Annotated in this window: 27 protein-coding genes; 23 read left to right on the top strand and 4 right to left on the bottom strand. The window is 64.8% G+C overall.

All coding sequences use genetic code 11. From position 1 onward, the window contains the following. Positions 1 to 105: 105 nt before the first annotated feature. From GGD61_RS06030 to GGD61_RS06040, 3 genes are all read left to right on the top strand, one after another. Positions 106 to 798 (top strand): ribonuclease T2 family protein, encoded by a 693-nt coding sequence (locus GGD61_RS06030; RefSeq protein ID WP_092255103.1) that lies wholly within the window; start codon positions 106 to 108, stop codon positions 796 to 798. A 177-nt stretch (positions 799 to 975) separates the two neighbouring features. Further along, positions 976 to 1,836 (top strand): 23S rRNA (adenine(2030)-N(6))-methyltransferase RlmJ, encoded by an 861-nt coding sequence (locus tag GGD61_RS06035; protein ID WP_092255106.1) that lies wholly within the window; start codon positions 976 to 978, stop codon positions 1,834 to 1,836. A gap of 264 nt (positions 1,837 to 2,100) precedes the next feature. Beyond that, on the top strand, positions 2,101 to 2,316 hold the full coding sequence (locus tag GGD61_RS06040) for a cold-shock protein (RefSeq protein ID WP_008544396.1): 216 nt from the start codon (positions 2,101 to 2,103) through the stop codon (positions 2,314 to 2,316). 111 nt (positions 2,317 to 2,427) lie between these two features. Here the strand turns inward: GGD61_RS06040 and GGD61_RS06045 are convergent, their stop codons facing one another. Further along, positions 2,428 to 3,051, bottom strand: a complete 624-nt coding sequence (locus tag GGD61_RS06045; RefSeq protein WP_020508683.1) for an outer membrane protein — start codon at positions 3,049 to 3,051, stop codon at positions 2,428 to 2,430. 250 nt (positions 3,052 to 3,301) lie between these two features. Between GGD61_RS06045 and uvrC the strand changes: the two genes are divergently transcribed. From uvrC to GGD61_RS06090, 9 genes are all read left to right on the top strand, one after another. Beyond that, positions 3,302 to 5,356: an excinuclease ABC subunit UvrC gene (gene uvrC / locus GGD61_RS06050; RefSeq protein ID WP_092255109.1), complete on the top strand. Its 2,055-nt coding sequence runs from the start codon at positions 3,302 to 3,304 to the stop codon at positions 5,354 to 5,356. 97 nt (positions 5,357 to 5,453) lie between these two features. Beyond that, positions 5,454 to 6,071: a CDP-diacylglycerol--glycerol-3-phosphate 3-phosphatidyltransferase gene (gene pgsA / locus GGD61_RS06055; RefSeq protein ID WP_018318354.1), complete on the top strand. Its 618-nt coding sequence runs from the start codon at positions 5,454 to 5,456 to the stop codon at positions 6,069 to 6,071. Further along, positions 6,068 to 6,319, top strand: a complete 252-nt coding sequence (gene moaD / locus GGD61_RS06060; RefSeq protein WP_018318355.1) for a molybdopterin converting factor subunit 1 — start codon at positions 6,068 to 6,070, stop codon at positions 6,317 to 6,319. Before pgsA ends, moaD begins: the two co-directional genes overlap by 4 nt. A gap of 3 nt (positions 6,320 to 6,322) precedes the next feature. Next, entirely contained in the window at positions 6,323 to 6,805 is a 483-nt protein-coding gene (locus GGD61_RS06065; protein ID WP_092255112.1) for a molybdenum cofactor biosynthesis protein MoaE, read from the top strand. After that, positions 6,805 to 7,764 (top strand): 50S ribosomal protein L3 N(5)-glutamine methyltransferase, encoded by a 960-nt coding sequence (gene prmB, locus GGD61_RS06070; protein ID WP_183230423.1) that lies wholly within the window; start codon positions 6,805 to 6,807, stop codon positions 7,762 to 7,764. Before GGD61_RS06065 ends, prmB begins: the two co-directional genes overlap by 1 nt. A 92-nt stretch (positions 7,765 to 7,856) precedes the next feature. Further along, a complete protein-coding gene (locus GGD61_RS06075; protein ID WP_183230424.1) occupies positions 7,857 to 8,444 on the top strand; it encodes a phage holin family protein in 588 nt (195 codons plus the stop codon). Further along, positions 8,445 to 9,575 carry a YihY/virulence factor BrkB family protein gene (locus GGD61_RS06080; RefSeq protein ID WP_018318359.1) on the top strand — a complete coding sequence of 377 codons (1,131 nt, stop codon included), beginning with the start codon at positions 8,445 to 8,447 and terminating at the stop codon, positions 9,573 to 9,575. It begins immediately after the preceding gene. A gap of 148 nt (positions 9,576 to 9,723) precedes the next feature. Next, positions 9,724 to 11,205 (top strand): EAL domain-containing protein, encoded by a 1,482-nt coding sequence (locus GGD61_RS06085; RefSeq protein ID WP_183230425.1) that lies wholly within the window; start codon positions 9,724 to 9,726, stop codon positions 11,203 to 11,205. 15 nt (positions 11,206 to 11,220) lie between these two features. Then, positions 11,221 to 12,075 carry a TIGR01459 family HAD-type hydrolase gene (locus GGD61_RS06090; RefSeq protein ID WP_183230426.1) on the top strand — a complete coding sequence of 285 codons (855 nt, stop codon included), beginning with the start codon at positions 11,221 to 11,223 and terminating at the stop codon, positions 12,073 to 12,075. 212 nt (positions 12,076 to 12,287) lie between these two features. On the opposite strand, the gene GGD61_RS06095 is transcribed toward GGD61_RS06090, so the two are convergent. After that, positions 12,288 to 12,683 carry a response regulator gene (locus GGD61_RS06095; RefSeq protein WP_008567674.1) on the bottom strand — a complete coding sequence of 132 codons (396 nt, stop codon included), beginning with the start codon at positions 12,681 to 12,683 and terminating at the stop codon, positions 12,288 to 12,290. Positions 12,684 to 12,914: 231 nt separating this feature from the next. Between GGD61_RS06095 and GGD61_RS06100 the strand changes: the two genes are divergently transcribed. The 7 genes from GGD61_RS06100 to arfB all read left to right on the top strand — a co-directional run bounded on the left by GGD61_RS06100 (position 12,915) and on the right by arfB (position 21,907). After that, the gene (locus GGD61_RS06100; protein WP_183230427.1) at positions 12,915 to 13,886 is read left to right on the top strand and encodes a bifunctional riboflavin kinase/FAD synthetase; all 972 of its coding nucleotides are present in this window, start codon (positions 12,915 to 12,917) and stop codon (positions 13,884 to 13,886) included. Between the two features lie 202 nt (positions 13,887 to 14,088). Continuing rightward, on the top strand, positions 14,089 to 17,097 hold the full coding sequence (gene ileS / locus GGD61_RS06105) for an isoleucine--tRNA ligase (protein WP_183230428.1): 3,009 nt from the start codon (positions 14,089 to 14,091) through the stop codon (positions 17,095 to 17,097). A 10-nt stretch (positions 17,098 to 17,107) separates the two neighbouring features. Continuing rightward, positions 17,108 to 17,602 (top strand): signal peptidase II, encoded by a 495-nt coding sequence (gene lspA / locus GGD61_RS06110; RefSeq protein ID WP_183230429.1) that lies wholly within the window; start codon positions 17,108 to 17,110, stop codon positions 17,600 to 17,602. A 95-nt stretch (positions 17,603 to 17,697) separates the two neighbouring features. After that, complete coding sequence (locus tag GGD61_RS06115) at positions 17,698 to 18,423, top strand: hypothetical protein (protein ID WP_092255207.1); 726 nt, start codon at positions 17,698 to 17,700, stop codon at positions 18,421 to 18,423. Between the two features lie 194 nt (positions 18,424 to 18,617). Then, complete coding sequence (locus GGD61_RS06120) at positions 18,618 to 20,009, top strand: pitrilysin family protein (protein WP_183230514.1); 1,392 nt, start codon at positions 18,618 to 18,620, stop codon at positions 20,007 to 20,009. After that, a complete protein-coding gene (locus tag GGD61_RS06125; RefSeq protein WP_183230430.1) occupies positions 20,006 to 21,373 on the top strand; it encodes a pitrilysin family protein in 1,368 nt (455 codons plus the stop codon). Before GGD61_RS06120 ends, GGD61_RS06125 begins: the two co-directional genes overlap by 4 nt. A gap of 117 nt (positions 21,374 to 21,490) precedes the next feature. Then, on the top strand, positions 21,491 to 21,907 hold the full coding sequence (arfB, locus tag GGD61_RS06130) for an alternative ribosome rescue aminoacyl-tRNA hydrolase ArfB (protein WP_018321949.1): 417 nt from the start codon (positions 21,491 to 21,493) through the stop codon (positions 21,905 to 21,907). Between the two features lie 61 nt (positions 21,908 to 21,968). Here the strand turns inward: arfB and GGD61_RS06135 are convergent, their stop codons facing one another. Next, the gene (locus tag GGD61_RS06135) at positions 21,969 to 22,277 is read right to left on the bottom strand and encodes a hypothetical protein (RefSeq protein ID WP_026202641.1); all 309 of its coding nucleotides are present in this window, start codon (positions 22,275 to 22,277) and stop codon (positions 21,969 to 21,971) included. A gap of 300 nt (positions 22,278 to 22,577) precedes the next feature. On the opposite strand from GGD61_RS06135, the gene GGD61_RS06140 reads away from it, so the two are divergent. The 4 genes from GGD61_RS06140 to GGD61_RS06155 are packed head-to-tail and all read left to right on the top strand — an operon-like array spanning position 22,578 to position 25,547. Next, positions 22,578 to 22,964, top strand: a complete 387-nt coding sequence (locus GGD61_RS06140) for a c-type cytochrome (RefSeq protein WP_092255213.1) — start codon at positions 22,578 to 22,580, stop codon at positions 22,962 to 22,964. Continuing rightward, on the top strand, positions 22,965 to 23,360 hold the full coding sequence (locus tag GGD61_RS06145; RefSeq protein ID WP_092255216.1) for a VOC family protein: 396 nt from the start codon (positions 22,965 to 22,967) through the stop codon (positions 23,358 to 23,360). Between the two features lie 39 nt (positions 23,361 to 23,399). Next, complete coding sequence (locus GGD61_RS06150) at positions 23,400 to 23,948, top strand: Twin-arginine translocation pathway signal (RefSeq protein ID WP_092255219.1); 549 nt, start codon at positions 23,400 to 23,402, stop codon at positions 23,946 to 23,948. Positions 23,949 to 23,978: 30 nt separating this feature from the next. Next, a complete protein-coding gene (locus GGD61_RS06155; RefSeq protein ID WP_092255222.1) occupies positions 23,979 to 25,547 on the top strand; it encodes a GMC family oxidoreductase in 1,569 nt (522 codons plus the stop codon). Positions 25,548 to 25,671: 124 nt separating this feature from the next. On the opposite strand, the gene GGD61_RS06160 is transcribed toward GGD61_RS06155, so the two are convergent. Next, a complete protein-coding gene (locus tag GGD61_RS06160) occupies positions 25,672 to 25,989 on the bottom strand; it encodes a ribbon-helix-helix domain-containing protein (RefSeq protein ID WP_018321943.1) in 318 nt (105 codons plus the stop codon). Positions 25,990 to 26,076 lie beyond the last annotated feature (87 nt).

A 26,076-nucleotide genomic window follows, 5' to 3' on the forward strand; every position in this document is an offset into this window, starting at 1 on the left:
ATTGGTCGCTCGAGGCGCCGAACGGCGGCCGCCCCGAATTTTGTTCTTGAAATGTTCCTATCGCCTGCTAGGCTTCCTTGCACAGTCTAGTTGAGGGGCGTCGCCATGTTTCATTCCAGATTGCATCCGTTCTCCCGTCTCGTGATCTCCCTGACCCTTGCCGCCGGACTGGCCTTGTTGGCCGGTGGCGCGAACGCCCAGGACAAGCGGCAGAACGCGCCCGGCGAATTCGACTTCTATGTGCTGTCGCTGTCGTGGTCGCCCTCGTTCTGCGAGGAGGCCGCCGAGCGTGGCGGCCGCTCGCAGATCCAGTGCAGCGGTCGGCCCTACGCTTTCGTGGTGCATGGGCTGTGGCCACAATATGAGAACGGCTTCCCGGAATATTGCCAGCGGCCCGCACCGCGGCTGAACCGCAGCATCGTCTCCTCGATGCTTGATCTGATGCCGGCGCCGGGCCTGATCTTCAACGAATGGGACAAGCACGGCACCTGCTCGGGCCTCGAGGGCCGCAGCTATTTCGAGACGATCCGCAAGGCGCGCGCTGCGATCAAGATCCCGGCCGAATATCTCGATTTGTCGCAGGCCAAGACCGTGGCACCGGCGGAAGTCGAGGAAGCCTTCATCAAGGCCAATCCGGGGCTGAGCAATGCCGCCGTCTCGGTCACCTGCAACCGGACGCGGCTGTCCGAGGTCCGTATCTGCCTCAGCAAGGACCTGCAATTCCGCGCTTGCGACGAGATCGAACGCCGCACCTGCCGCCGCGATCAGGTGACGATGCCGCCGATCAGGGGCGGATAGGATTTGTTCGCCGTCATTCCGGGGGCGCGCGCGGAGCGCGAACGATGATGCGCATTTGCGCATCTGAGAATCCATCCAGCAGCATGCGCCGTGGCGAAATGGATTCCGCGCTCGGTGCCATGCACCGCCCGAAATGACAGCAGTTACTTTCGGCGCGTGATGTCGTAACTCTTCGCCATGAATTACCGCCACGCCTTCCACGCCGGCAACTTCGCCGATGTCATCAAGCACATCGTGCTGGCGCGCATCATCACCTATCTGCAGGACAAGCCGGGGGCGTTCCGCGTCATCGACACCCATGCCGGCGCCGGCCTCTACGATCTCGACAGCGACGAGGCGCGCCGGGGCGGCGAATGGCTGACCGGCATCGCGCGGCTGATGCAGGCGCGCCTCTCGAACGAGACCCTCGCGCTGGTACAACCCTATCTCGATATCGTCCGCGCCTTCAATCCCAAGGGTGAGCTCAAGGCCTATCCAGGCTCGCCCTTGATTGCGCGCGGCCTGCTCCGGCCGCAAGATCGGCTCATCGCATGCGAGCTCGAGCCGAAGGCGCGAAAAGCGCTGATCGACGTGCTGCGCCGCGACGAACAGGCCCGCGTGGTCGACCTCGACGGCTGGATGGCGCTGCCGGCTTTCGTGCCGCCGAAGGAGCGGCGCGGCCTCGTGCTGATCGATCCGCCCTTCGAGGCCAAGGACGAGTTCGAGCGGCTGGGCGAAGCCTTCTCCACCGCCTTCGCGAAATGGCCAACCGGCATCTATGTCATTTGGTATCCGGCCAAGATTCGGCGCGCCACCGACACACTGGTTCAAACGGTGGCGCGGCTCGCATCTGCAGCAAAACCGCCGGGAAATTGTCTGCGCCTCGAATTCAGCGTCGCGCCTCAGCTCGATGGCGGAGCTCTCGCCTCCACCGGGCTCCTGATCGTCAATCCGCCCTACACGCTGCAGGGCGAGCTCAAGACGATCCTGCCCGAGCTGGAAATGCCGCTCGGCCAAGGTGGTGCTGCCAGATTCCGATTGGAGGTGCCCAAGCCTTAAAGCCAGCCCGTAACACTCCGGCATTCTTGGGAAAAATATGCAGGAGCGGTAGTCAATCTGCAGAGAACCGTATTATGCTGTTTCCGTGACTGGCTTTACGTTCCGCTTCCGCGAATGGTTGCGGCGGAGTGAAGGCCTAAGAAAGATCCGGCCGGACCGTTGAAGTCCGCCCAAGGATGGCCAGCTCCCGGGCTCCGTAGTGCCCCGTCATGTCGTGACGTGAGTCTGCGTCGCGGCGGAGGAGCAATGAGGGGGAGTTTCCCGATGGCCATGACGGGAACGGTCAAGTTTTTCAACGGCGAACGCGGCTACGGTTTCATCAAGCCTGACGACGGCGGCCGCGACGTCTTCGTACATATTACTGCTGTGGAGCGGGCCGGACTGAAGGACCTTGCGGAAGGACAGCGTATTACTTTCGAAGTCGAACCCGACAAGAAGGGGAAGGGACCGAAGGCGGTCAATCTGGTCATCCTCTCCTAGCGGGCCTGACGCACAACATTCGGCGCAATACTTGGCGCAAAAATACTTGGCAAAAAAATCCCGGCCGCGAGCGGCCGGGAGGTTGTGGTCCGGTATTTTTTTCTTCAGCTATCAGAAGCGATAGTTCACGCCTGCGCGCACAACGCTGGCGCTATAGCCGTTTGACACCCCTGTAATTGCGAACTGTGTCGTTGACAGATCGATGTAGAGATATTCCAGCTTGGCGCTCCAGTTCGGGGCCAGACCGACTTCCGCACCGGCGCCGATGGTCCAGCCGGCGGTGGTGTGCGATTCCGTCCAGCCGAAGGTCTGCGCACGCAGCTCGCCGAAGGCGAGGCCGGCGGTGCCATAGAACAGCACGTTGCTGAAGGCATAGCCGGCGCGGCCGCGCAGGGTGCCGAACCACGGATTGGAGAATTTCCACGGCGCGAAGGTGTCGTCGGCACCCGCGGCCTGGATGTCGCCCTCGACGCCGAACACAAAGGGGCCATTCTGGAAGTTGTAGCCGGCCTGCACGCCGCCGACGAAGCCCGACGGCTTCGAGGGGTTGTTGTCCACCGAGCCCCATTCATAGCCGATGTTGCCGCCGAGATACGGGCCTGCCCAGCTATATGCGTTGAGCGGCTGGTTGACGGTATAGGGTGCGCGCTGACCGTAAGTCATGTCGGCGGCCTCCGCCGAAGCTGTCCAGCCGGCGGCAACCAACGCGGCTGCGCCCACAACGAGCCTCTTCATCACTTAACTCCAACGCAACTGCCGTCACCGGTGCGGCCCCCGCGCCGCCGCGCGAGGCAAAACGCATGGTTACGGAACCACCACTTTTTCGCGTAAGATTTATCGAGAGTTTTAAGTTAAAGGGCTGTTAAGCTGGGTTACCGCGCTGTTAACAGGCTTAAGCAAGCGTTACCGGGAACTGCGCCGCCATCCTGTGCGTGCCGCACGGCCGGAACTTCAAATCGGCACCCCCAGCGCCTAAATTCGCTCCATGGTTCACGATTCCACCGACAATCCGGAAGACCGCGCGCGCAAACCCGTGCGTGGCGCCGTGCCGGACGTCCCAGCCGAAACGCCTCCGGACCTCGATCCCGCCACCAGCGGCGGCGATGACGAGGACGATGCGCGGCTGCCCGATATCCTGGAAGAGAGCGGCGCCGTCGGCGAAGGACCGCTGGCGACTGGCCATGAGGCGATCGAACGCGCGGTCCGGCTCGCCCCGACCTCGCCCGGCGTCTATCGCATGCTCAATGCGAATGCCGACGTGCTCTATGTCGGCAAGGCCAAGAACGTCAAAAAGCGCCTTTCCAACTATGCGCGCCAGAATGCACCGCAGCCGGCCCGCATCCTGCGCATGATCGCGGCCACGGTGACCGTGGAGATCGTCTCGACCAACACCGAGACCGAGGCGCTGCTGCTGGAAGCCAACCTCATCAAGCAGCTGCGGCCGCGCTTCAACGTGCAGCTGCGCGACGACAAATCGTTTCCCTACATCCTGATCACCGGCGACCATTGGGCGCCGCAGATCCTGAAACATCGCGGCGCGCAGAGCCGGCCGGGGCGCTATTTCGGGCCCTTCGCCTCCGCCGGCGCAGTCAACCGCACCATCACGGCGCTGCAGCGCGCCTTCCTGATCCGCTCCTGCACCGATTCCTTCTTCGAGAGCCGCAGCCGGCCCTGCCTGCTCTACCAGATCCGCCGCTGCGCCGGCCCCTGCACCCGAGAGATCGACTTCGGCGGCTATACCACCCTGGTGCGCGAGGCGAGTGACTTCCTGTCCGGCAAGAGCCATGCGGTGAAGCAGGAGCTTGCAGGCGAGATGGAGAAGGCGTCCGGTGAGCTCGAGTTCGAGCGCGCCGCGCTCTACCGCGACCGCCTCGCCGCGCTGTCGGCGATCCAGTCGCAGCAGGGCATCAATCCGCGCACGGTGGAGGAGGCCGACGTGTTCGCCATCCATCAGGAGGGCGGCTTCTCCTGCGTCGAGGTGTTCTTCTTCCGCACCGGCCAGAACTGGGGCAACCGGGCCTATTTTCCGCGCGCGGAGAAGACGTACACCCCGGAAGAGGTGCTCGGCTCCTTCCTCGCCCAGTTCTACGACGACAAGCCGCCGCCGAGGAACATCCTGCTCTCGCACGAGATCGAGGAAAGCGAGCTGCTCGCCAATGCGCTGTCGATCAAGGCCGGCCACAAGGTCGAGGTCACCGCGCCCAAGCGCGGCGAGAAAAAGGAACTCGTCGCCCACGCGTTGACCAATGCGCGCGAAGCCCTCGGCCGCAAGCTCGCGGACACCGCCACGCAAAGCCGCCTGCTCGATGCCATCGCCACGACGCTGAGCCTGCCCCATTCGCCCAAGCGCATCGAGGTCTACGACAACAGCCACATCCAGGGCACCAATGCGGTCGGCGCCATGATCGTCGCCGGCCCCGACGGTTTCGTGAAGAACCAGTACCGCAAGTTCAACATCAAGTCGGAAGGGATCACGCCGGGCGACGACTTCGCCATGATGCGCGAGGTGCTGGAGCGGCGCTTCAAGCGCCTGATCAACCCGCCCGAGGAGGGTGCGACCAAAGCCAAGGACGACGACTTCCCGCAATGGCCTGATCTCGTCATCATCGACGGCGGCCGCGGCCAGCTCAACGCCGTTCGCGAGATCTTCGCCAATCTCGGCCTGACCCAGGTGTCGCTGATGTCGGTCGCCAAGGGGCCGGACCGGGATGCCGGACGCGAGACCCTGTTCATGCCCGAGCGCGAGGCGATCAAGCTGGAGCCGCGCGATCCCGTGCTCTATTTCATCCAGCGGCTGCGCGACGAGGCCCACCGCTTCGTCATCGGCTCCCACCGCAAGCTGCGCAAGAAGGACATCCGCGAGGCCGGTTTGCAGGAGATTCCGGGCATCGGCCCGTCACGCAAACGTGCCTTGCTGCATCATTTCGGAACCCTGAAGGAGATCGAACGGGCCTCGATCGCCGATCTCGGCAAGGTTCCGGGGGTCAGTGCCGAGAGTGCGCGCAGGATTTTCGAGTATTTCCATCCCCAGCCGGGATGAATTAAAGGGGGACCGCAGTCATATGATCGTCGTGTCCGCACCTCATTTGGGGTGCGGGACGGTTGACGTTCAGGCAGCAGCGGTATTGGTAGGACGGATGAACATCGCCACCACACGAGGGACGACCAGCCGCGCGATGTCCCTCCCCAACATCCTGACCTATGGCCGGATCGCCGCGATCCCGGTCGTCGTCGGATGCATCTATGCGCAGTCGATTCTGGATCAGCCGCTCTGGCTGCGCTGGGTGGCGGTCGCCCTCTTCATCGCGGCCGCGGTCACCGATTACCTCGACGGCTATTACGCGCGGATCTGGAATCAGCAATCGGCGTTCGGCCGGATGCTCGACCCGATCGCCGACAAGCTATTGGTCGCCTCGTGCCTGCTGATGCTGGCCGCCGACGGCATCATCCATGGCTGGTCGCTGTGGGCCGCCATCGTGATCCTGTGCCGCGAGATCCTGGTCTCGGGCCTGCGCGAATACCTCGCCGCGCTCCGGGTCAGCGTGCCCGTGACCAAGCTTGCGAAGTGGAAGACCACGGTCCAGCTCGTCGCGATCGGCTTCCTGCTCGCAGGACCGGCCGGCGACGAGGTGGTGCCCGTCGTCTCGATGATTGGCCTCGCGCTGCTGTGGGCCTCGGCGATCGTGACCATCTATACCGGCTACGATTATTTCCGCGCCGGCATCCATCACCTCATCAAGGAGGACGAGGGATGAAGGTGAAGTATTTCGCCTGGGTGCGCGAGCGCGTCGGCAAGGCGGAGGAGACCATCGAGCCGCCGGCGACCGTGCGCACCGTCGAGGAGTTGATCGCCTGGCTGTCCGGCCAGAGCGAGGCCTATGCCTACGCGTTCGAGAAGCCGAAGGTGATCCGCACCGCGATCGACCACGCTCATGTCAAATCGGATGCCGCGATCGCGGGCGCCCGCGAGATCGCGTTTTTCCCGCCGATGACCGGCGGTTAGGCCATGTCTTCCCCAGCCGCCAGCTGCCCTGTCACCATCCGTATTCAGGAAGACGATTTCGACATCGCGCGCGAGATCGCGGTCCTGACCAAGAGCCGGACCGACATCGGCGCGGTCGTGAGCTTCTCCGGCATCTGCCGCGCGGACGATGACAGCGCCAAGGTCGCCGCGCTCACGCTCGAGCACTATCCTGGCATGGCCGAGGAAGAGATCATGCGCCATGCCGACGAGGCGACCTCGCGCTGGCCGCTGAACGGCGTCACCGTGATCCATCGCGTCGGCCGCTTCATGCCGGGCCAGAACATCGTGCTGGTGCTGACCGCCTCGCAGCACCGCCAGGCCGCATTCCATGCCGCCGAGTTCCTGATGGACTACCTCAAGACCAGCGCCCCGTTCTGGAAGAAGGAAGAGAGCGCCACCGGCACCGGCTGGGTCGAGGCCCACGCCCGTGACGACGAGGCCGCCGCACGCTGGACCAAATCCTGATGGCAAGAGCATCCAAAAAGACCGCGCGCAGCCGCGCCGCGCCGAAGCTCGCGACAGTCGGACGCGGCGAGCTTCTCACGCTGCTCGACTATGTCCGCTACGCGGTGAGCCGCTTCGTTGAAGCAAAACTCGCCTTTGCTCATGGCACGACCGATCCGGTCGCCGAAGCCGCCTTCCTGGTCTGCGAGGCGCTGCATCTGCATCCCGAACAGCTCGAAAGCTTTGCCAACGCGCGCGTCACGGCCGCCGAGGGCAAGACCGTGCTCGATCTGATCCACCAGCGCGTGACCACGCGCAAACCGGCCGCCTATCTCGTCAACAAGATCTACATGCGTGGCCTGCCCTTCTATGTCGACGAGCGCGTCATCGTTCCGCGCTCCTTCATCGGCGAACTGCTGGATTCGCATTTTGGCGGCGACGGCGAGGCCGGATCGCTGATCGACGACCCTACGGGCGTAGAGCGCGTGCTCGATCTCTGCACGGGATCGGGATGCCTCGCCATCCTCGCCGCGCAGCATTTCCCGAACGCCGCCATCGATGCCGTCGATATCTCGAAGGGAGCGTTCGAGGTCGCCACGCGAAATGTCGGCGAATACGGGCTCGAGGACCGGATCAGCCTGTATCGCGGCGATCTGTTCGCCCCGCTCGGCGATGCGCGTTACGACCTGATCATCACCAACCCGCCCTATGTCGACGCAGAAGGCATGGCCGCACTGCCGCCTGAGTGCCGGGCCGAACCCAAGCTCGCCTTCGACGGTGGCGCCGACGGCCTCGACGTGGTCCGCCGCATCCTGGCTGAGGCGCCCGATCATCTCACCCCGGACGGCGGACTGATCTGCGAGATCGGCCGCGGCCGCGAATTGGTCGACGAGGCCTTTCCGGAACTGCCGCTGCTCTGGCTCGACACCGAAGACTCCGAGGGCGAGGTGTTCTGGATCGCGGCCGCCGATCTCGCCTGATTCACCACGACGGACGGAGCTCCGTCGGAACAAGTCAAATTCCGCCACGTTCATCCCCCGAACGAATTTTCTCGCTCTCGGAGGATGTCCGTATGCTCGCGCCATCGGGCGAATTGCTGCGCGCCGGCATGGCGCTGAAGCTCAACCACGTCAAACGCGCCGCTCAATCCTATCTGCGTGACCAGACCAGCCAGGCGACCGGCAAGGTGACGTCTTACGCCGTGGCCGGCGGGCTGTTTGCGGTCGCGGGCCTGTTCGTGATCGCGGCATTCTTCGTCGGGCTGATCGCCCTGTACCGCTGGGTCGCCATCAACTACGGGCAGTTCTGGGATTTCGGTGCCGTCGGCGGCGTGCTGCTGGTGCTGGCGGCGGTCTGCGCGGGCGTGGCAATGGCGCAGATGAAGCGCAAAGCCAAGCCGATCGTGCCGCTGGCCAGCCGGTTGCGCGTTGCGATCGCGACCCCGCGGATCCCGCGCGGAACGGTCAAGGAGGCCGTGAAGGAGGTTGCGACCACGATTCCCCTTGCGCCGCTCGCACCAGGCGAGCGCCGCCATGGCGCAAGAGCCCGGCCCGTTCGCACCAACCGACCCGTGCAGCTTGGCTTGATGCTCGCCGCGATTGGGTTGGCAGGGTTCACGGCAGCGCGCCGCCGGCGTCACGGCCGGAGATTGGACGCTTAAATGCTGGTGCGGCGCTCCGAACAGATCGACTCCTGGCTGCTGGTGGCGGCGACGGCCGTCTTCGTGCTGACGGCGGAGCGCTACTTTCAGGACAGGGACCTGGTCCCATCGGGGCCACCGCAAGACCATCGCAAAGGCGAGGCGAATTCACCGGAAACGCATCCCGCGCGCGCGGCCGTGCAGCCCGGCCATGGCCGCCGCGCCAAGAGCCCGTTTGAGATCCCCTGGAAGGGCTGGAAGGATATCTTCTGGCGGACCTATCAGCGCATCGATGAGGATCGCCTGCTGGCGACCGCGGGCGGCGTCGTGTTCTTCGGGCTGCTCGCGGTCTTCCCGGCGGTCACGGCGGTGGTCTCGTCTTACGGCCTGTTCGCCGATCCCGCGACAATCAGCGCCAATCTGCAGACGCTTGCAACGATGCTGCCCGAGGGCTCGTTTCAGATCGTCGAGGACCAAGTGGCGCGCGTGGTCTCGCATGGCAATACCACGCTCGGTGCCACGTTCCTGCTCGGCCTTCTGCTGGCGATCTGGAGCGCCAATGCGGGGGTCAAGGCGATCTTCGATGCCCTCAATGTGGCCTATGAGGAACGCGAGAAGCGCAGCTTTATCCGGCTCAACATGGTCTCGCTGGCCTTCACGGTCGGCGGCATCGTGGCACTGCTGGTGATGGTGGGGGTTGTCGTAGCCTTTCCGCTGGCGCTCAATCATCTCGGCATGGCACCTGAAAGCAAGCTGATCGTGGCGCTGGCACGATGGCCGCTCATGTTCCTCATCCTGCTGGTAGCGCTTGCGATCCTCTACCGCTTCGCGCCCAGCCGCGATGCGCCGCGCTGGCAATGGCTGAGCCTCGGCGCGGTGATCGCCGCCATCCTCTGGATCGCCGGCTCGGCGCTGCTGTCTTGGTATCTCTCGGAGTTTGCCAACTACAATGCGACCTACGGCTCGCTCGGCGCGGCGATCGGCCTGATGACCTGGATGTGGATGTCGGCGATCGTCATCATGTTCGGCGCCGAGCTGAATTCAGAGATCGAACGGCAGACGCTGAAGGACACGACCGCGGGGCCGCCCAAGCCGCTCGGCACCCGCGACGCCGTCTCGGCCGACACGGTCGGGGCCGCCGCGCCAGCCTGACCGCGCCCGGGAACGGGCCGCTATCCCCTCGAATCAACAATGATGATAAGCTCCTGCAGCTTGGGGGAGCATGAGGCGTGACGGGTTCGCACAGTGACCCGTGTTTTCCCGGGTGAGGCAGTCAGCTCTTTGAGGCGTAACGCGCAGCATGATTCGCATTTCGACGATCTTCATCGCCATCTGCATGGTACTGGTCGCGGCCTCGCTCGGGCTTGTGCTCTACGCCGTCGCCGGCATCAGCGGAACCGAATCCGCGATCGTGGCGCTGACCGCGCTGACCTTCCTGATCCTCTACAACGCGGTGTCGATGCGGCTGCGCGACCGCAGCGACGTCGGCGGCCAGATCGCCGATTTGTCGCGCGGCACCGCCGACCTCGCCCGCCAGGTGGCGGAGTTCGGTCGCCGCCTGGCCGCGATCGAGGGACGTATCGCCTCGTCCAATTCGACCAACTCCGACCGCATCCAGTCGGTGGTCGGCGAGATCAACGAGCTCGGCGGATTGGTCAGGCAGCTCGCCACCACCGTCTCGACCCATGAGGATTTGTTGGCCGGCAATGCGCCAGCTCCCGTTCCCGCTCCGATCGCCAGGCTGGAGCCGGAGGCGCCAATCGACCTGATTGCGCCGTTCGAGGAGCGGCCTGCCCCGCCTCCGCTGCCCGCACCGCCGTCACGACCGGCACCGGCGATCCAGACCCAGGCCGCCAATCCGGTTCCGGTAGTCAACGGGCGCAACCAGACCCAGCTGCTGGCGACGCTGCGCAACGCGATCGACGAAAACCGCATCGACATCTTCCTGCAGCCGATGGTGACGCTGCCGCAACGCAAGGTGCGGTTCTACGAAGCCGTGACGCGCCTGCGTGACGAGCGCGACCAGCTGATCGCCGCCGAGGAGTTCATCAGCATCGCAGAAGCGTCCGGCCTGATCGGACGCATCGACAACATGGTAATGCTGCGCTGTGTGCAGGTGTTGCGGCGCCTGATGGTGCGCAACAAGGACGTCGGCGTGTTCTGCAACGTCGCAGCCTCCACGCTCGGCAATTCCACCACCTTCGCGCAATGCCTCGACTTCCTCGAAGCCAACCGGGCGCTGGCGCCCTCGCTGGTGCTGGAGTTCAAGCAATCGACGTTCCGCAGTCTCGGCCCGGCCGAGACCGAGAATCTCGCGGCGCTCGCTCAGCGCGGCTTCCGTTTCTCGATCGACCATGTCACCGATTTGCGCATCGAGCCGCGCGAGCTGGCCGACCGCGGGGTGCGCTTCATCAAGGTGCCGGCCACCCTGCTGCTCGACCCCCGGCAGGCCTCAGCCTCGGACATCCATCCTTCCGACCTCTCCGACCTGCTCGGCCGCTTCGGCATCGACCTGATCGCCGAAAGGATCGAAGGCGAGCGCGCGGTCGTGGACCTGCTCGACTATGACGTGCGGTTCGGCCAGGGCTTCCTGTTCGCGCCGCCCCGGCCATTGCGGCCTGAGGGGGCATCTGCTACCGGCGGGGCCTCGCCGAACCAGGCGCAGGACATTCAGGGATCCAATGGCTCCGCTCCCCCCAGCCAAGGCGCGACATCTGGCGCGACGTCAGCCGCTCCGGCACAACGCATCACCGGCAACGCGGCGCTCGCGCGCCGCATCTGATCGACGCTGCGCATCATGACCACACTGCATTTCGCCGAAAGCCTGCGCGAGCTCGTGGGCGGTGTCGATGTCGTGCTCAGCGACATCTGGGGCGTGGTCCATAACGGCCTCGAATCCTTCCCCGAAGCCTGCGAGGCGTTGCACACTTATCGCAGCCGCGGCGGTACGGTGATCCTGATCACCAACGCCCCGCGCCCGGCCGATAGCGTGCAGCGGCAGTTGCGCAAGCTCGGCGTCGCCGACGAGACCTATGACGCGATCGTGTCGTCCGGCGACCTGACCCGGCTCTATGTCGCCGAGCATCCCGGCCGCAAGATGTTCTGGCTCGGTCCCGAGCGCGACAACTCGATCTATCGCGGGCTCGACGCGAAAACCGCGCCGCTGGAGGAAGCCGACTACATCGTCTGCACCGGCCTCTATGACGACGAGACCGAAACGGCGGAAGACTATCGCGGCATGATGCTGAAGGCGCGCGAGCGCAAGCTGACGCTGGTCTGCGCCAATCCCGACATCGTGGTGGAACGCGGCGACCGGCTGATCTATTGCGCCGGCGCCATCGCGGAGCTCTATCGCGAGCTCGGCGGCGAAGTGATCTTCTACGGCAAGCCGCACCGGCCGATCTATGAGCGCGCAATGGCACTTGCCGGTGAACGCCAGGGCCACCCGATCGACCGGAAGAAAGTACTGGCGATCGGCGATTCCGTCCGCACCGACTTAACCGGCGCGCGCGAATTCGGCATCGACTGCCTGTTCGTCACCCGCGGCATCCATGCCGAGGAGTTCGAGGGCCTCGATCAGCTCGACCCGATATCGGTGATGGAATTGTTCGGCCACCCGCCGAAGGCGCTGATGCGCGAATTGAAGTGGTGACGGCTGGGCGTGAACTGACGCCGGCTTAGACCAATTGCTTAGCTCTCAACACCGTCATGGCCGGGCACAGCCGTCCGAAGGACGGCGTCGCTTCCGCTCGCCTATGACCCGGCCATCCACGACTTGCTTCCAACGCCCAAGAACGTGGATGCCCGGGACAAGCCCGGGCATGACGATCTCTTTTGAAAGCTGTGTTTGGATCAGGCGGCGCTTTACGCGCTCGCCATGTCCGGGAAGACCGCCTCGATCTTGGTCTTCAGCGTCGCCGCGTTGAACGGCTTGACGATGTAGTTGTTCACACCGGCCTTCTTGGCCGCGATCACGTTCTCGGTCTTGGATTCCGCGGTGATCATGATGAAGGGCGTGGTGGCGAGGTTCGGATCCGCGCGCACTTCGCGCAGCAGGTCGTAACCCGTCATCGGCTCCATGTTCCAGTCGGAGATCACGAGCCCGTACTTCTTGCCGCGCATCTTGTTCAGTGCTGCCGAACCGTCGCTGGCATCATCGATGTTCTCGAAGCCAAGCTGCTTCAGCAGATTCCTGATGATACGGATCATGGTGCTGTAGTCGTCCACCACCAGAACCGGCATCGACAAATCAACCGCCATCTCGACTCCCCCAACGCAAACCCAAGGAATATTACGATCGGACCTGCCCAAGCCGGAGCCCGGCAGTTCCACGCTCAAGGACTAGCACCAAGGCGTTAAACAGCGCGTTAATTGGGGACGCCCGCCAAGAACTGAAATCGCGTTCGATGTGGCCGCCTCCCTCCCGCTTGACTTCATCCGGCCGGTCGCGCCACGGTCCCGCCCGATCCTGCCGGTTTGAGAATTCCCCTGATGGCTCCGCATTTTACCATTATCCGCGACACCACGCCGGTCTCCGCGATTCCAAGGGGTGCCGTGGTCGCCATGGGCAATTTCGACGGGGTTCATCTCGGCCACCGCGCGGTGATCGCCGCAGCCCTGGAAATGGGCCGGGCGCAGGGCCGCCCCGCGCTGGCATTGACCTTCGAGCCGCATCCGCGGCGGTTTTTCAGCCCCAACACCCCCCAATTCCGCCTGACGGACGAGCGGGCCAAGCTGCGGCTCCTGGCCGGCACCGGGCTAGCCGGCGCCGTGGTCATGACCTTCGACAAGGCCCGTGCCGGGACCAGCGCGCAAGACTTCATTCACCATGACCTGATCGGGCGGCTCGGCGTCAGCGGGATCGCGGTCGGCTATGACTTCCATTTCGGCAAAGGACGGGTCGGCTCGCCGAGCCTTCTGGTCAACGAAGCGCCCCGCCTCGGCATCGAGGTCGACGTGCAGCCCCATGTCGATATCGACGAGCGGCCGGTGTCCTCCAGCGCCATCCGGATCGCACTCGCCGAAGGCCTCCTTGGCGAAGCCACCACCATGCTGGGCGCGCCCTGGTTCGTCACCGGCGAGGTCATCCACGGCGAAAAGCGCGGCCGCGATCTCGGCTATCCCACCGCCAACATCCGCCTGGACGCCAATTGCGGACTGAAGCACGGCATCTATGCGGTGCGGGTCGGCCGCGGGCCTGAGCGGCTGGACGGGGTTGCAAGCTTCGGCCGCCGCCCGACCTTCGATAACGGTGCCCCGCTGCTCGAGATCTTCCTGTTCGACTTCAAGGGCGACCTCTACGGGCAGGCTCTGGACTGCGCCTTCGTCGGCTTCATCCGCGAGGAGCTGAAATTCGACAGTCTGCAGGCCCTGATCCGCCAGATGGACGACGATTCCGCCCGTGCCCGCGCCATCCTGGCCGCCGCCCCGGACGCATTTCCGCGGCTCGGCACCATCGATTGAGCCCGAACCCGGCTTCCCCGAACCTTTGCGCTTCCCTTGGCCCCCTGCTATGGAGGGCCCATGTTTGCGCGGCGCATCATAGGGATTAGCGGCCCGGCTTCCGCCTGAGCCTTCGGCTCGGCGCAAGACCGGGATTTTGTCGTTTCACCCCGCGATTCCGCATCGCCATCCGTTCCCGCGCCCTTCCGAGCCAGTCAGCCTCATGTCCGAAAAGCCGCAAAAGTCCCCCAAGTCTGAAGCCAAAGACTATTCGAAGACCCTGTTCCTGCCGCAGACCGAATTCCCGATGCGCGCCGGCCTGCCGCAGCGCGAGCCGGAGATCCTCAAGCGCTGGTACGAGATCGGCCTCTACGAGAGACTGCGCGAGGCTGCCCAAGGCCGCGCCAAGTTCGTGCTGCATGACGGCCCGCCCTATGCCAACGGCAACATCCATATCGGCACCGCACTGAACAAGATCCTCAAGGATCTCGTCACCAAGAGCCAGCAGATGCTCGGCTTCGATTCCAACTACGTGCCGGGCTGGGACTGCCACGGCCTGCCGATCGAATGGAAGGTCGAGGAAGAGCACTATCGCAAGAAGGGCAAGCAGAAGCCCGACTTCCGCGACTCCACCGCGATGATCGACTTCCGCCGGGAGTGCCGCGCCTACGCCACGCATTGGCTCGGCGTGCAACGCGAGGAGTTCAAGCGCTTGGGTGTGATCGGCGACTGGGACCATCCCTACGCCACCATGAGCTTCCCGGCCGAAGCCCAGATCGCGCGCGAACTGATGAAGTTCGCAGCCAACGGCACGCTCTATCGCGGCTCCAAGCCGGTGATGTGGAGCGTGGTCGAGAAGACCGCATTGGCCGAAGCCGAGGTCGAGTACGAGGACTACACCTCCGATACGGTGTGGGTGAAATTCCCGGTCACCTCCCCCGCGCACGGTGCGCTCGCTACCGCAAGCGTCGTGATCTGGACCACCACGCCGTGGACGTTGCCGGGCAACCGCGCCATCTCGTTCTCGCCGAAGATCGCCTACGGCCTGTACAAGGTGACGGACGCGCCCGCCGACAATTGGGCCAGGACCGGAGATCTCCTGATCCTCGCCGACGCGCTCGCTGAAGAGGTCTTCAAGCAGGCGCGCGTGACGGCCTTCGAGAAGGTGCGCGACGTGCCCGGCGACACCATGGACGCGATCGAATGCGCCCATCCGCTGAAGGGTCTTGCCGGCGGCTACGACTTCATCGTGCCGCTGCTCCCCGGCGACCACGTCACCGACGACACCGGCACCGGCTTCGTGCACACCGCGCCCGGCCATGGCCGTGAGGACTTCGATGCCTGGATGGCGCAGGCGCGCGAGCTCGATGCGCGCGGCATCACCACGGCAATCCCCTACACCGTCGACGAGAACGGCGCCTACACCGATCATGCGCCGGGCTTTGCCGGCAAGCGCGTCATCAACGACAAGGGCGAGAAGGGCGACGCCAACGAGGCCGTGATCAAGGCGCTCGTCGAAAAGGGCATGCTGCTCGCGCGCGGCCGGCTCAAGCACCAATATCCGCACTCCTGGCGCTCCAAGAAGCCGGTGATCTTCCGCAATACGCCGCAATGGTTCATCGCGATGGACAAGGACGTGGCGCAGGGCGGCAAGACCAAGAGCGGCGACACGCTGCGCGCCCGCGCGCTGCACGCGATCTCGGTGACGCAATGGGTGCCGCCGTCAGGCGAGAACCGCATCAACGGCATGATCGAGGCGCGGCCCGACTGGGTGATCTCGCGTCAGCGCGCCTGGGGCGTGCCGATCGCCGTGTTCGTGCGCGAGAAGGGCGACGGCTCCGCCGAGATCCTCCAGGACGAGGCCGTCAACACCCGTATCGGCGACGCCTTCGAGCAGGAAGGCGCCGATGCCTGGTACGCGAAGGGCGCGCGCGAGCGCTTCCTGGGCGCACGGGCCAATGAAGACTGGCAAAAGGTCGACGATATTCTCGACGTCTGGTTCGATTCCGGCTCGACGCACGCCTTCGTGCTCGAGGACCCCGTGCAGTTTCCCGGGCTCGCTGGCATCAAGCGCAAGGTCGACGGCGGCACCGACACGGTGATGTATCTGGAAGGCTCGGACCAGCATCGCGGCTGGTTCCACTCCTCGCTGCTGGAGAGCTGCGGCACCCGCGGCCGCGCGCCCTACGACGTCGTGCTGACCCACGGCTTCACCCAGGCCGAGGACGGCCGCAAGATGTCGAAGTCGCTCGGCAACACCATCGAGCCGCAGGCCGTCATCAAGGAATCCGGCGCCGACATCTTGAGGCTCTGGGTCGCGTCCTGCGACTACACCGACGACCAGCGCATCGGTCCCGAGATCCTGAAGAACACCGTCGAGACCTACCGCAAGCTGCGCAACACCGTGCGCTGGATGCTCGGCACGCTGCATCATTACAAGCCGGCCGACGCAGTGGCGCCTGCCGAGATGCCCGAGCTCGAACGGCTGATGCTGCACGAGCTCGCGGTGCGCGCGGCTGCGGTCGACAAGGCCTATCGAGAGTTCGACTTCAAATCGGTGGTCGCGATCCTGTCGGCTTTCCTGAACAGCGAGCTCTCGGCGTTCTATTTCGACATCCGCAAGGACACGCTTTATTGCGATCCGCCGTCGTCTCCAACGCGCAAGGCGGCGCTGACGACGATCGATCTGTTGTGCGCCTCGGTCCTGAAATGGCTGGCGCCGATCCTCAGCTTCACCGCGGAGGAAGGTTGGCGCATGTACCGGCCCGATGCGGAGCCATCGGTGCATCTGACGCTGTTCCCGACCGATCTCGAAGGCTTGCGCGACGACAAGCTCGCCGCGAAATGGGAAGCGATCCGCAACGTCCGCCGTGTCGTCACCGGCGCGCTCGAGCTCGAACGTGCCGCCAAGAACATCGGCTCCTCGCTGGAGGCCTCGCCGGTGATCTATGTCGCCGACCGGGAGATGCTGATGACGCTGTTCGACGTCGACCTCGCCGAAATCTGCATCACCTCGAACTACGAGGTGCGTGAGGGCGAGGCGCCCGCCGAGGCGTTCCGGCTCGATGCCGTGCCCGGTGTCGCGGTCGTGGTGGAGAAGGCGGTCGGCACCAAATGCGCCCGCTCCTGGAAGATCTCCCCGATGGTCGGCGAAGACGCTGAATATCCCGACGTCACCCCACGCGATGCCAAGGCGCTGCGCGAGTGGAAGGCGTTGGGCGTGAGCGTCTGATCCCGCGGCCATGACCCCGCTCCGCGCCGGCATCCTCGCGGCCCTGGTCACGCTCGTGGCCGACCAGGCCTCAAAGCTCTGGCTGCTGAACGTGTTCGACCTCGCCCGTCAGGGTGTGGTCAAGGTGACGCCGTTCTTCGACCTGGTGCTGGCCTGGAACATCGGCATCAGCTTCGGCTGGCTGCAGAACGACGGCCAGGCGGCGCAGCTCGCGCTGATGGCCGTCAAGGCCATCGCCGTGGTCGCGCTGGCGATCTGGATGGCCCGCTCGCACACCCGGCTTGCCACGATCGCGTTGGGCCTGATCATCGGCGGCGCCATCGGCAACGGCATCGACCGCCTCGCCTATGGCGCGGTGGTCGATTTCGCCCTGCTCCACATCGAGATCGGCGGAAATACCTATAATTGGTATGTGTTTAACCTCGCCGACGTGGCGATCGTTGCTGGGGTGGCGGGGCTATTGTATGATTCCTTCCTGGGGGTACCCGCCGCAAAAGCGCCCTGATCCCGGCCGATACGGACCGGCAGGTGGAACCCGGCCTTTGCGAGGGTTTGCCGCGTGCGAGCGGCGATCTGACACAATATGGAACAGGTACAGTAATGCGCAGCTCGAAGACCAGCATTTCGATGGTTCGAGACCCCCGATTGGGGCTTTGGCGGGCGTTGAGATTGTCCGCCGTCGCGCTCGGCATCGGCCTCGTCATGTCGGCCGGCGCAGCACGCGCCGGTGACGACGACGATGAAGATGACGGGATGACCTTCGAAGAGAAGATCATCGACAATCTGATGTCCGGCATCGGCGCCAAGAGCATGGAAAAGCCCGGCATCGAATACCGCGAGCGCTCGCCGCTGGTGGTGCCGCCCAAGCTCGACCTGCCGCCTCCCGCGACCCAGGCCAAGGCCGCGCCGAACTGGCCCAAGGACCCCGAGGAGAAGCGCCGCAAGGAAGCCATCGCCGCGCGCAAGAAGGCAACCAAGGAAACGGAAAACTGGCAGGCCGCCCGACAGCTGACGCCCGCCGAGATGAAGGCCGGCCAGGTCGCCGCAGCCCCCCGGACAAGCAATGACCCGATCCAGCCGGGCACCAACGGCAATCCGTCACTCAGCCCCGCCGAACTCGGCTTCTCCGGCGGCCTGTGGAATATGATGAAGGGCGGCAACGCCACCGAAGAAAAGAAATTCACCGAGGAGCCGCCGCGCCAGTCGCTGGTCGAGCCGCCGCCGGGCTATCAGACGCCGTCTCCGAACTACGCCTATGGCGCCGGGCCGGACAAGTCGCGACGGACCTATTTCGACATCATGTCCGGCAAGGACAAGGAACAATAGCGTTCCTGTTCCACAGACCCGAAACCTCGCGCCGGCCATTCATGCACGCCGGCCGAGGCGCATAAATTGCTGATCAGTAACTTGCCATCGCGTTGAGTTCTCTGCTTCGTGACGCGAAGCCTCAGCCGCACGGTGTAGCATGCCGTGCCGTCCGAGCCGGACATCCGGACCTCGGCCTTTCACTAGGGATCATGATGTCCGCAAACCGATCGGCTGCCTGCCTCCTTGCCGCGCTGCTTTCGACCAGTGTCCTGACATCAGGCGCGGCCCTTGCCCAGACCACGGTCACATCGGCCCCGCCCGCCAGCTTCACGCTCAGCAACGGCATGCAGGTCGTGGTGATCCCCGATCACCGCACGCCCGTCGTCACCGAGATGATCTGGTACAAGGTCGGCTCGGCCGACGAGACGCCGGGCAAGTCCGGCCTCGCTCACTTCCTCGAGCACCTGATGTTCAAGGGCACCTCGAAGCACCCCGTCGGCGAATTCTCCCAGACCGTGCTTCGCGTCGGCGGCAACGAGAACGCCTCGACCTCGGTCGACTACACCAACTATTACCAGCGCGTGCCGAAAGAGCAGCTGCCGACCATGATGGAGTTCGAGGCCGACCGCATGACCGGCCTCATCCTCAAGGACGAGAACGTGCTGCCCGAACGTGACGTCGTGCTCGAAGAGTACAACATGCGCGTCGCCAACAATCCGGACGCGCGGCTGAACGAGCAGATCATGGCCGCGCTCTATCTCAATCATCCCTACGGCCGTCCGGTGATCGGCTGGCACCAGGAGATCGAGAAGCTCGACCGCGAGGACGCGCTCGCCTTCTACCGCCGCTTCTATGCGCCGAACAACGCGATCCTGGTGATCGCCGGCGACGTCGAGGCCGCCGACATCCGCCCGTTGGTCGAGCGCAATTTCGGCTCCATCCCGGCGCAAGCAGCGATCCCGGCGCGGCGAGTCCGTCCGCAGGAGCCGGAGCCCGCCGCCCCGCGCACCGTCACGCTGGCCGACCCGCGCGTCGAGCAGCCGAGCATGCGGCGCTATTATCTCGTGCCCTCGGCAACCACGGCCGCGGCCGGCGAGAGCGCCGCCCTCGACGTGCTGGCGCAGCTGATGGGCAGCGGCAGCAATTCCTATCTCTACCGCGCCCTCGTCGTCGACAAGCCGCTCGCGGTCTCCGCCAATGCCAGCTATTCGAGCATCTCGCTCGACCCGACCCAGTTCGCGATCTCTGCCTCACCGAAACCCGGCGTCAGCTTTGCCGAGGTCGAGCAGGCGGTCGACGGCGTCATCGCCAATGTCGCGCAGAACCCTATCCGTGCCGAGGATCTGGAGCGGGTCAAGACCCAGCTCATCGCGGAAGCGATCTACGCCCAGGACAACCAGGCGGTGCTGGCACGCTGGTATGGCGGCGCGCTGACCACGGGCCTGTCGATCGAGGACATCAGGAGCTGGCCCGATCGCATCCGCGCGGTCACCGCCGAGCAGGTCCGCGCCGTCGCGCAGAAATGGCTCGAGAAGAAGCGCTCGGTGACGGGCTATCTGATCAAGGACACTGCCGCCACCAAGCGCGAGGAGAAGCGTTCGTGACCTATCCCTTCCTTCGACGCGTTGCCTTCTCGTTTGTCACGGGCGCTGCGCTTTCCCTCGCCGCCATCTCGCCGTCGCAGGCGGCCGCAAAGATCCAGCACCTGGTCTCGCCGGGTGGTATCGAGGCCTGGTTCGTGCAGGACGCAACCGTGCCGCTGATCGCCATGGAATATTCCTTTGCCGGCGGCTCGGCGCAGGATCCCAAGGACAAGCCGGGCGTCGCCAACCTGGTCGGCGATCTCCTCGACGAAGGCTCCGGCGATCTCGACTCCAAGACCTTCCACGAGCGGCTCGACCGCCGCGCCATCGAGCTCTCCTTCAGCGCCACCCGCGACACTTTCCGCGGCAGCCTGCGCATGCTGCGCGACAACAAGGACGAGGCCTTCGACCACTTGCGGAGCGCGCTGACCTCGCCGCATTTCGACCCCGCCGATGTCGAGCGCATCCGCTCGCAGGTCGTCTCGGGCCTGCGCCGCGAGACCACCAATCCGACCTCGCTGGCGAGCCGCAAGTTCCTGGAGGTCGCCTTCGGCGATCATCCCTACAGCCGGCAGAGCAACGGCAACCTCGACAGCGTGCCGACCATCACGATCGCCGACATGAAGGACTATGTCGGACGGGTCCTCGCCAAGGATGGGCTGAAGGTCGCTGTCGTCGGCGACGTCGATCCGGCGACCCTCGGCAAGCTGCTCGATCACACCTTCGGCAGCCTGCCCGCCAAGGCCAACCTCACGCCGGTCCCCGACGTCGAGGCCGCAAAACCGCCGCAGCGCGCCTTCGTGACGCTCGACGTGCCGCAGACCGTGATCACCTTCGGCGGCCCGGGCGTGAAGCGTAGCGATCCCAACTTCATGGCGGCCTATGTCGTCAACCACATCCTCGGCGGCGGCGGATTGTCTTCCAGGCTCTATCGCGAGGTGCGCGAGAAGCGCGGCCTGGCCTATTCGGTCTATGAAGCGCTGCTCTGGATGGAGCATTCGGCGGTGTTCATCGGCAATACCGGCACGCGCGCCGACCGCGCCGGCGACACCATCGATGCCATTGAAAAGGAAGTGCGCCGGATCGCCGAGGAAGGCCCGACGCAGAAGGAGCTCGACGAGGCCAAGTCCTACCTCAAGGGCTCGCAGATGCTGGCGCTCGATACCTCGTCCAAGCTGGCCCAGGCGCTGCTGCAATACCAGCAGGACAAGCTGCCGATCGACTATATCGAGAAGCGCAACGCCATCGTCGACGCCGTGACGCTGGACGACGCCAAAGCCGCCGCCAAGCGCCTCTGGGGCCAGGGCCTCCTGACCGTCGTCGTCGGCCGCGCCCCGCAGGCCGCGGCGCAGCCCTCCGCGGCTCCGGCGACGAAGTCGAACTGACGTCCCTCTCAGATGTCCTGAAATGGCCGGGCTCGCCCGGCCATTTGCGTTTCCACCAAGCACCATTGCCCAACGCAGACGTCCGCGATATGTCCGGACATCACGAATGGTGCCATCATGCTGCGGATATCCCGCGATCTCGTCATCGACGAGGACGACATCGAGATCGGCTTTGTCCGCGCCTCCGGCCCGGGCGGGCAGAACGTCAACAAGGTCGCGACCTCGGCGCAGTTGCGCTTTGACGCGCGCAAGCTGACCCTGCCGGAGGATGCAGCGATTCGGCTCGCCCGCCTCGCCGGTCAGCGCATGACCAAGGACGGCGTGATCGTGATCCAGGCGCAGCGCTTCCGCACCCAGGAGCGCAACCGCCAGGATGCCATTGATCGCCTCACGGAGATGCTGCGCGAAGCCATGGTGCGGCCAAAGCCGCGGCGGGCGACAAAGCCGACTTTTGGCTCAAAGCAACGCCGGCTCGAGGGCAAGAAGCGCCGCAGCGACGTCAAGGCCGGACGCGGCGGGCGCTTCGACGACTAATTAGCGCGGCAAAAAACTCCGGCCGCAGGGCGACCGGAGTTTTGCCGTTTCACCGGCGAGACTAGTAACGCTTGGAAGGGGCTGCGCCGCCCGTCGTGGCATCGTCGGCCGTTCCCTTGTGCGCAGCGCTACCCGTGGTGCCGACCGTGCCCCTGGTGCCTTTGGTCGATTTCATGCCGGTCTTCTCGCCCGCCGCGCCCGGCTGAGCATTCATCTCCTCGTCGCCGCTGCCCATCGTGCTGCCTTGCATGGGTTTGCTCTGCACGGTGCCGCCCGGTTTGGCGGTGGGGGGCGCGCTTTGCGCGAGAACGGGCGTCGCAATGAGAGCCGACAGAGCGCATGCGATCATCGAGGTCTTCACCAACTTCATCCATTTCTCCTGGATTTTTTCGCGACGAATGGCTCGGCGGCGCACACGCCGCTGATCTGCACCGGGCCATTGCATCGCGTCGAGAGTTCAAGCGGCGCAATCGTCATGCAATGCGCATGGTGTGGTGATCGTTTAGGGATTTGACGGCGGTTTCGCGGAATTGTGCTCCGCATATAAGGCAGCGCGGAACACCGCGCATCACGAGCATCTCCGCACGCAGCGAAACAGCCCGCTACTACCACCGCCCATCTGACGCCGCCTAGAGTTTGCGCAGGTTGATTCGATGGGCGGCTCTAGACGATGCGCGCGTTCGTGCTGGGATTGTGCACCGCGATGGTGCTGGTGGTGCGGGTTGCCGACGCACAGATGCCTTTGCCGGCCGCAAAGCCGCCGGACGGTGCGACACTCTTCAAGCAACAATGCGCGGCGTGCCACACCACGAACCTGTCGGAGCCGGTGCGCCAGGGACCGCCGCTGCTCAAGGTCGTGGGCCGTCTCGCCGGCAAGGTCGAAGGCTTTCGGTATTCGCAAGGCCTCGCCAACGCAGATTTCACCTGGGACGAAGCCCGGCTCGACGCCTGGCTGACCAATCCGCAAGCCGTCATTCCCGGTGTCGTCATGGCCTATCGGCAAGGTAAGCCGGAGACGCGCGCCGCCATCATCGCTTACCTGAAGGGGCAGAACTGAATGGCAAAGCCGGTCCATTCCATGATCCGCGTGCTCGACGAGGCGCGCTCGCTCGACTTCTACCGGCGTGCCTTCGGCCTCGAAGTCGCAGACCATCTGAAATTCGCGGACTTTGCCCTGATCTATCTGCGTCACCCCTCCTCACCTTTCGAGGTCGAACTGACGGTGAATTTCGATCGCAAGACGCCGTACCAACTCGGCGACGGCTACGGCCATCTCGCCGTCGTGGTCGAGGATCTCGAGGCCGAGCATGCCCGCTTCGAGCGCGAGAAGCTCGCGCCGGGGCCCTTACGCGATTTCAAGCACGACGGCAGGACGCTGGCGCGCTTCTTCTTCGTCAGCGATCCCGATGGCTACAAGATCGAGGTGATCCAGCGGGGCGGACGGTTCGGCTGACACAAAGGTCCAAATCATAAAAATCCACGGAGGAATGCCATGAGAGAAGTCGATCGTCGAAGCAAGCACAGCCGTCGCGTCTTTCTCAAGGGTGCGGCGACCGCCGTGCCGGTCGTAGCCGTCGCGACCAGCGTCACCGTGAGCATCGAAGATGCGTGGGCCGATGATGCCAGCGCACTCTCGCCCGCGACGATGAAGACACTGCTGAAAGTCGCGCGCGACATCTATCCGCACGACGTGCTCGGCGACAGCTATTACATCACCGCGGTCAAGCCGTGGGACGGCAAGGCGGCGAAGGATCCCGCCGTCAAGTCGCTGATCAGCGACGGCATCACGCGGCTCGATCAGAATGCGCGGGATCGCCACAAGGTGCCCTATGTCGAAGTGCCATGGGAAGCCGACCGTGTGGTGCTCTTGAAGGAGATCGAGGGAAGCGACTTCTTCCAGAAGGTGCGCGGCGACCTCATCGTCTCGCTCTACAACCAGAAAGAGGTCTGGCCGCGGTTCGGCTACGAGGGCTCCTCCGCCGAGCACGGCGGCTACATCAACCGTGGCTTCGCCGACATCGACTGGCTGCCGAAGGCTTGAGACCCACCCCAACGGTTCAGGAGAACGCATATGGCAAAATTCGATCTGAACGACTCCAGCGTTGTGGTGATCGTCGGCTCCGGTGCCGGCGGCGGCACGCTGGGCAACGAGCTCGCGCAGAAGGGCGTCAAGGTGGTCATTCTCGAAGCGGGTCCCCGCATCGAGAACCACGACTTCGTCAACGACGAGTGGGAGAGTTTTTCCCAGCTTGCCTGGACCGATGCGCGCACCACCTCGGGGACGTGGCGCGTCGCCAAGGATTTTTCCGGCCTTCCCGCCTGGATCGTCAAGGCGGTCGGCGGCTCGACGACCCATTGGGCCGGCGCCTCGCTGCGCTTCGATGAGCACGAGTTCAGGGTGAAGAGCACCTACGGCAACCTTCCCGGCGCCAATCTCCTGGACTGGCCGGTCACGCTCGCCGAGATGGAGCCGTGGTACGCCAAGGCCGAGAACAAGATGGGCGTGACCCGCACCAACGGCATTCCCGGCCTTCCCGGCAACAATAATTTCAAGGTGCTGGAAGCCGGCGCCAAGAAGCTCGGTTACAAGACGGTGCACACCGGCAATATGGCGATCAACAGCCAGCCGCGCGACGGCCGCGGCGCCTGCCAGCAGATCGGCTTCTGCTTCCAGGGCTGCAAATCCGGCGCGAAATGGTCGACACTCTACACCGAGATCCCGAAGGGCGAGGCGACCGGCAATCTCGAAGTGCGACCGAGCAGCATGGCGATCAAGATCGAGCATGATGCCGGCGGCAAGGTGACCGGCGTGGTCTACGCCGACGAGAGCGGCGCGATGCAGCGCCAGAAGGCGCGCATCGTCGCGGTCGCCGGCAACTCGATCGAGAGCCCGCGGCTGCTGCTCAACAGCGCCTCGACCATGTTCCCCGACGGCCTTGGCAATTCATCGGGCCAGGTCGGCCGCAACTACATGCGGCACATGACCGGCAGCGTCTATGCCGTGTTCGAGAAGTCGGTGCACATGTATCGCGGCACAACCATGGCCGGCATCATCCGCGATGAAGCCGCCAACAACCCGAAGCGCGGCTTCGTCGGCGGCTACGAGATGGAGACGCTATCGATCGGGCTGCCGTTCATGGCGGCGTTCCTCAATCCCGGCGCCTGGGGCCGTCCATTCACCGCGGCGCTCGACGGTTATCCCAGGATGGCCGGCATGTGGCTGGTCGGCGAGGACATGCCGCAGGAGACCAACCGCATCACGCTCGACCCTCGCGTGAAGGACAAGTTCGGGCAGCCGGTCGCGAGTGTGCATTTCGACGATCATCCCAACGATCTCGCGATGCGCGCGCACGCCTACAAACAGGGCGCTGCGGTCTACGACGCCGTCGGCGCCACCGTGACCTATCCGACGCCGCCCTATCCGAGCACCCACAATCTCGGCACCAACCGGATGAGCGAGAAGCCCAGGGATGGCGTCGTCAACAAGTTCGGACAGAGCCACGACGTCAAGAACCTGTTCGTCTCGGACGGCAGCCAGTTCACCAGCGGTGCGGCCTGCAACCCGACCCTGACCATCGTCGCGCTGGCGATCCGGCAGGCGGACTACATCGCGGGCGCGATGCAGAAGAAGGAGATTTGATCGTACGTTGGCGTCGCTCGCCAGGACGACGTTGAGGAGGGATTGCGTATCCACACTCAAGGTGTCGTCCCGGCGCCCGTGCGCAATTGCGCACTAGGCCGGGACGACCCCGAAGGTGCGGAAGCTATTCCGCCGCATCGAGAATCGGCGCCACCGTGGCCTTGAACTCCGGCACCGTCGCCATGCTCTTCGAGCGATAGATCAGACACGAGCAGCGCAGCAGCGAGGCGAAATTGTTGACCTCGCCATGATGGTCGAGCACCTCGTTGTAGAGCGTCGTCAGGAACTTGCCGAGGCTCATGGCCTCCCTGGCCGCGATCTCCTCCAGCGTATCCCAGAACGCCATTTCCAGCCGGATCGAGGTGCAATGGCCATCGATCCGCAGGGAGCGGGTCTGGGATTCGTAATCGCGTTGGGGCTGATGCGCGAAGAGATGGCACATGGCGTCCTCCCGTCCTGTTGCCATTTTTTCACGATGCTACACCGCTGCCCGGCGCCTCACAATCCGGACCGTCGTCGGATGTCGGCA

The sequence above is a fragment of the Bradyrhizobium sp. SBR1B genome (assembly GCF_014198205.1).
Classification (GTDB): domain Bacteria; phylum Pseudomonadota; class Alphaproteobacteria; order Rhizobiales; family Xanthobacteraceae; genus Bradyrhizobium.

Bases quoted from the DNA above. Each gene is read 5' to 3' on its own strand.
- GGD61_RS06085 (WP_183230425.1), top strand. From the start codon at position 9,724: ATGATTCGCATTTCGACGATCTTCATCGCCATCTGCATGGTACTGGTC.
- GGD61_RS06040 (WP_008544396.1), top strand. From the start codon at position 2,101: ATGGCCATGACGGGAACGGTCAAGTTTTTCAACGGCGAACGCGGCTAC.
- GGD61_RS06030 (WP_092255103.1), top strand. From the start codon at position 106: ATGTTTCATTCCAGATTGCATCCGTTCTCCCGTCTCGTGATCTCCCTG.
- GGD61_RS06100 (WP_183230427.1), top strand. From the start codon at position 12,915: ATGGCTCCGCATTTTACCATTATCCGCGACACCACGCCGGTCTCCGCG.
- GGD61_RS06075 (WP_183230424.1), top strand. From the start codon at position 7,857: ATGCTCGCGCCATCGGGCGAATTGCTGCGCGCCGGCATGGCGCTGAAG.
- GGD61_RS06045 (WP_020508683.1), bottom strand. From the start codon at position 3,051: ATGAAGAGGCTCGTTGTGGGCGCAGCCGCGTTGGTTGCCGCCGGCTGG.
- GGD61_RS06035 (WP_092255106.1), top strand. From the start codon at position 976: ATGAATTACCGCCACGCCTTCCACGCCGGCAACTTCGCCGATGTCATC.
- GGD61_RS06140 (WP_092255213.1), top strand. From the start codon at position 22,578: ATGCGCGCGTTCGTGCTGGGATTGTGCACCGCGATGGTGCTGGTGGTG.
- moaD (WP_018318355.1), top strand. From the start codon at position 6,068: ATGAAGGTGAAGTATTTCGCCTGGGTGCGCGAGCGCGTCGGCAAGGCG.
- ileS (WP_183230428.1), top strand. From the start codon at position 14,089: ATGTCCGAAAAGCCGCAAAAGTCCCCCAAGTCTGAAGCCAAAGACTAT.
- arfB (WP_018321949.1), top strand. From the start codon at position 21,491: ATGCTGCGGATATCCCGCGATCTCGTCATCGACGAGGACGACATCGAG.
- GGD61_RS06080 (WP_018318359.1), top strand. From the start codon at position 8,445: ATGCTGGTGCGGCGCTCCGAACAGATCGACTCCTGGCTGCTGGTGGCG.
- GGD61_RS06115 (WP_092255207.1), top strand. From the start codon at position 17,698: ATGCGCAGCTCGAAGACCAGCATTTCGATGGTTCGAGACCCCCGATTG.
- GGD61_RS06120 (WP_183230514.1), top strand. From the start codon at position 18,618: ATGTCCGCAAACCGATCGGCTGCCTGCCTCCTTGCCGCGCTGCTTTCG.
- GGD61_RS06155 (WP_092255222.1), top strand. From the start codon at position 23,979: ATGGCAAAATTCGATCTGAACGACTCCAGCGTTGTGGTGATCGTCGGC.
- lspA (WP_183230429.1), top strand. From the start codon at position 17,108: ATGACCCCGCTCCGCGCCGGCATCCTCGCGGCCCTGGTCACGCTCGTG.
- pgsA (WP_018318354.1), top strand. From the start codon at position 5,454: ATGAACATCGCCACCACACGAGGGACGACCAGCCGCGCGATGTCCCTC.
- GGD61_RS06150 (WP_092255219.1), top strand. From the start codon at position 23,400: ATGAGAGAAGTCGATCGTCGAAGCAAGCACAGCCGTCGCGTCTTTCTC.
- GGD61_RS06090 (WP_183230426.1), top strand. From the start codon at position 11,221: ATGACCACACTGCATTTCGCCGAAAGCCTGCGCGAGCTCGTGGGCGGT.
- GGD61_RS06135 (WP_026202641.1), bottom strand. From the start codon at position 22,277: ATGAAGTTGGTGAAGACCTCGATGATCGCATGCGCTCTGTCGGCTCTC.
- prmB (WP_183230423.1), top strand. From the start codon at position 6,805: ATGGCAAGAGCATCCAAAAAGACCGCGCGCAGCCGCGCCGCGCCGAAG.
- GGD61_RS06160 (WP_018321943.1), bottom strand. From the start codon at position 25,989: ATGTGCCATCTCTTCGCGCATCAGCCCCAACGCGATTACGAATCCCAG.
- GGD61_RS06095 (WP_008567674.1), bottom strand. From the start codon at position 12,683: ATGGCGGTTGATTTGTCGATGCCGGTTCTGGTGGTGGACGACTACAGC.
- GGD61_RS06065 (WP_092255112.1), top strand. From the start codon at position 6,323: ATGTCTTCCCCAGCCGCCAGCTGCCCTGTCACCATCCGTATTCAGGAA.
- uvrC (WP_092255109.1), top strand. From the start codon at position 3,302: ATGGTTCACGATTCCACCGACAATCCGGAAGACCGCGCGCGCAAACCC.
- GGD61_RS06145 (WP_092255216.1), top strand. From the start codon at position 22,965: ATGGCAAAGCCGGTCCATTCCATGATCCGCGTGCTCGACGAGGCGCGC.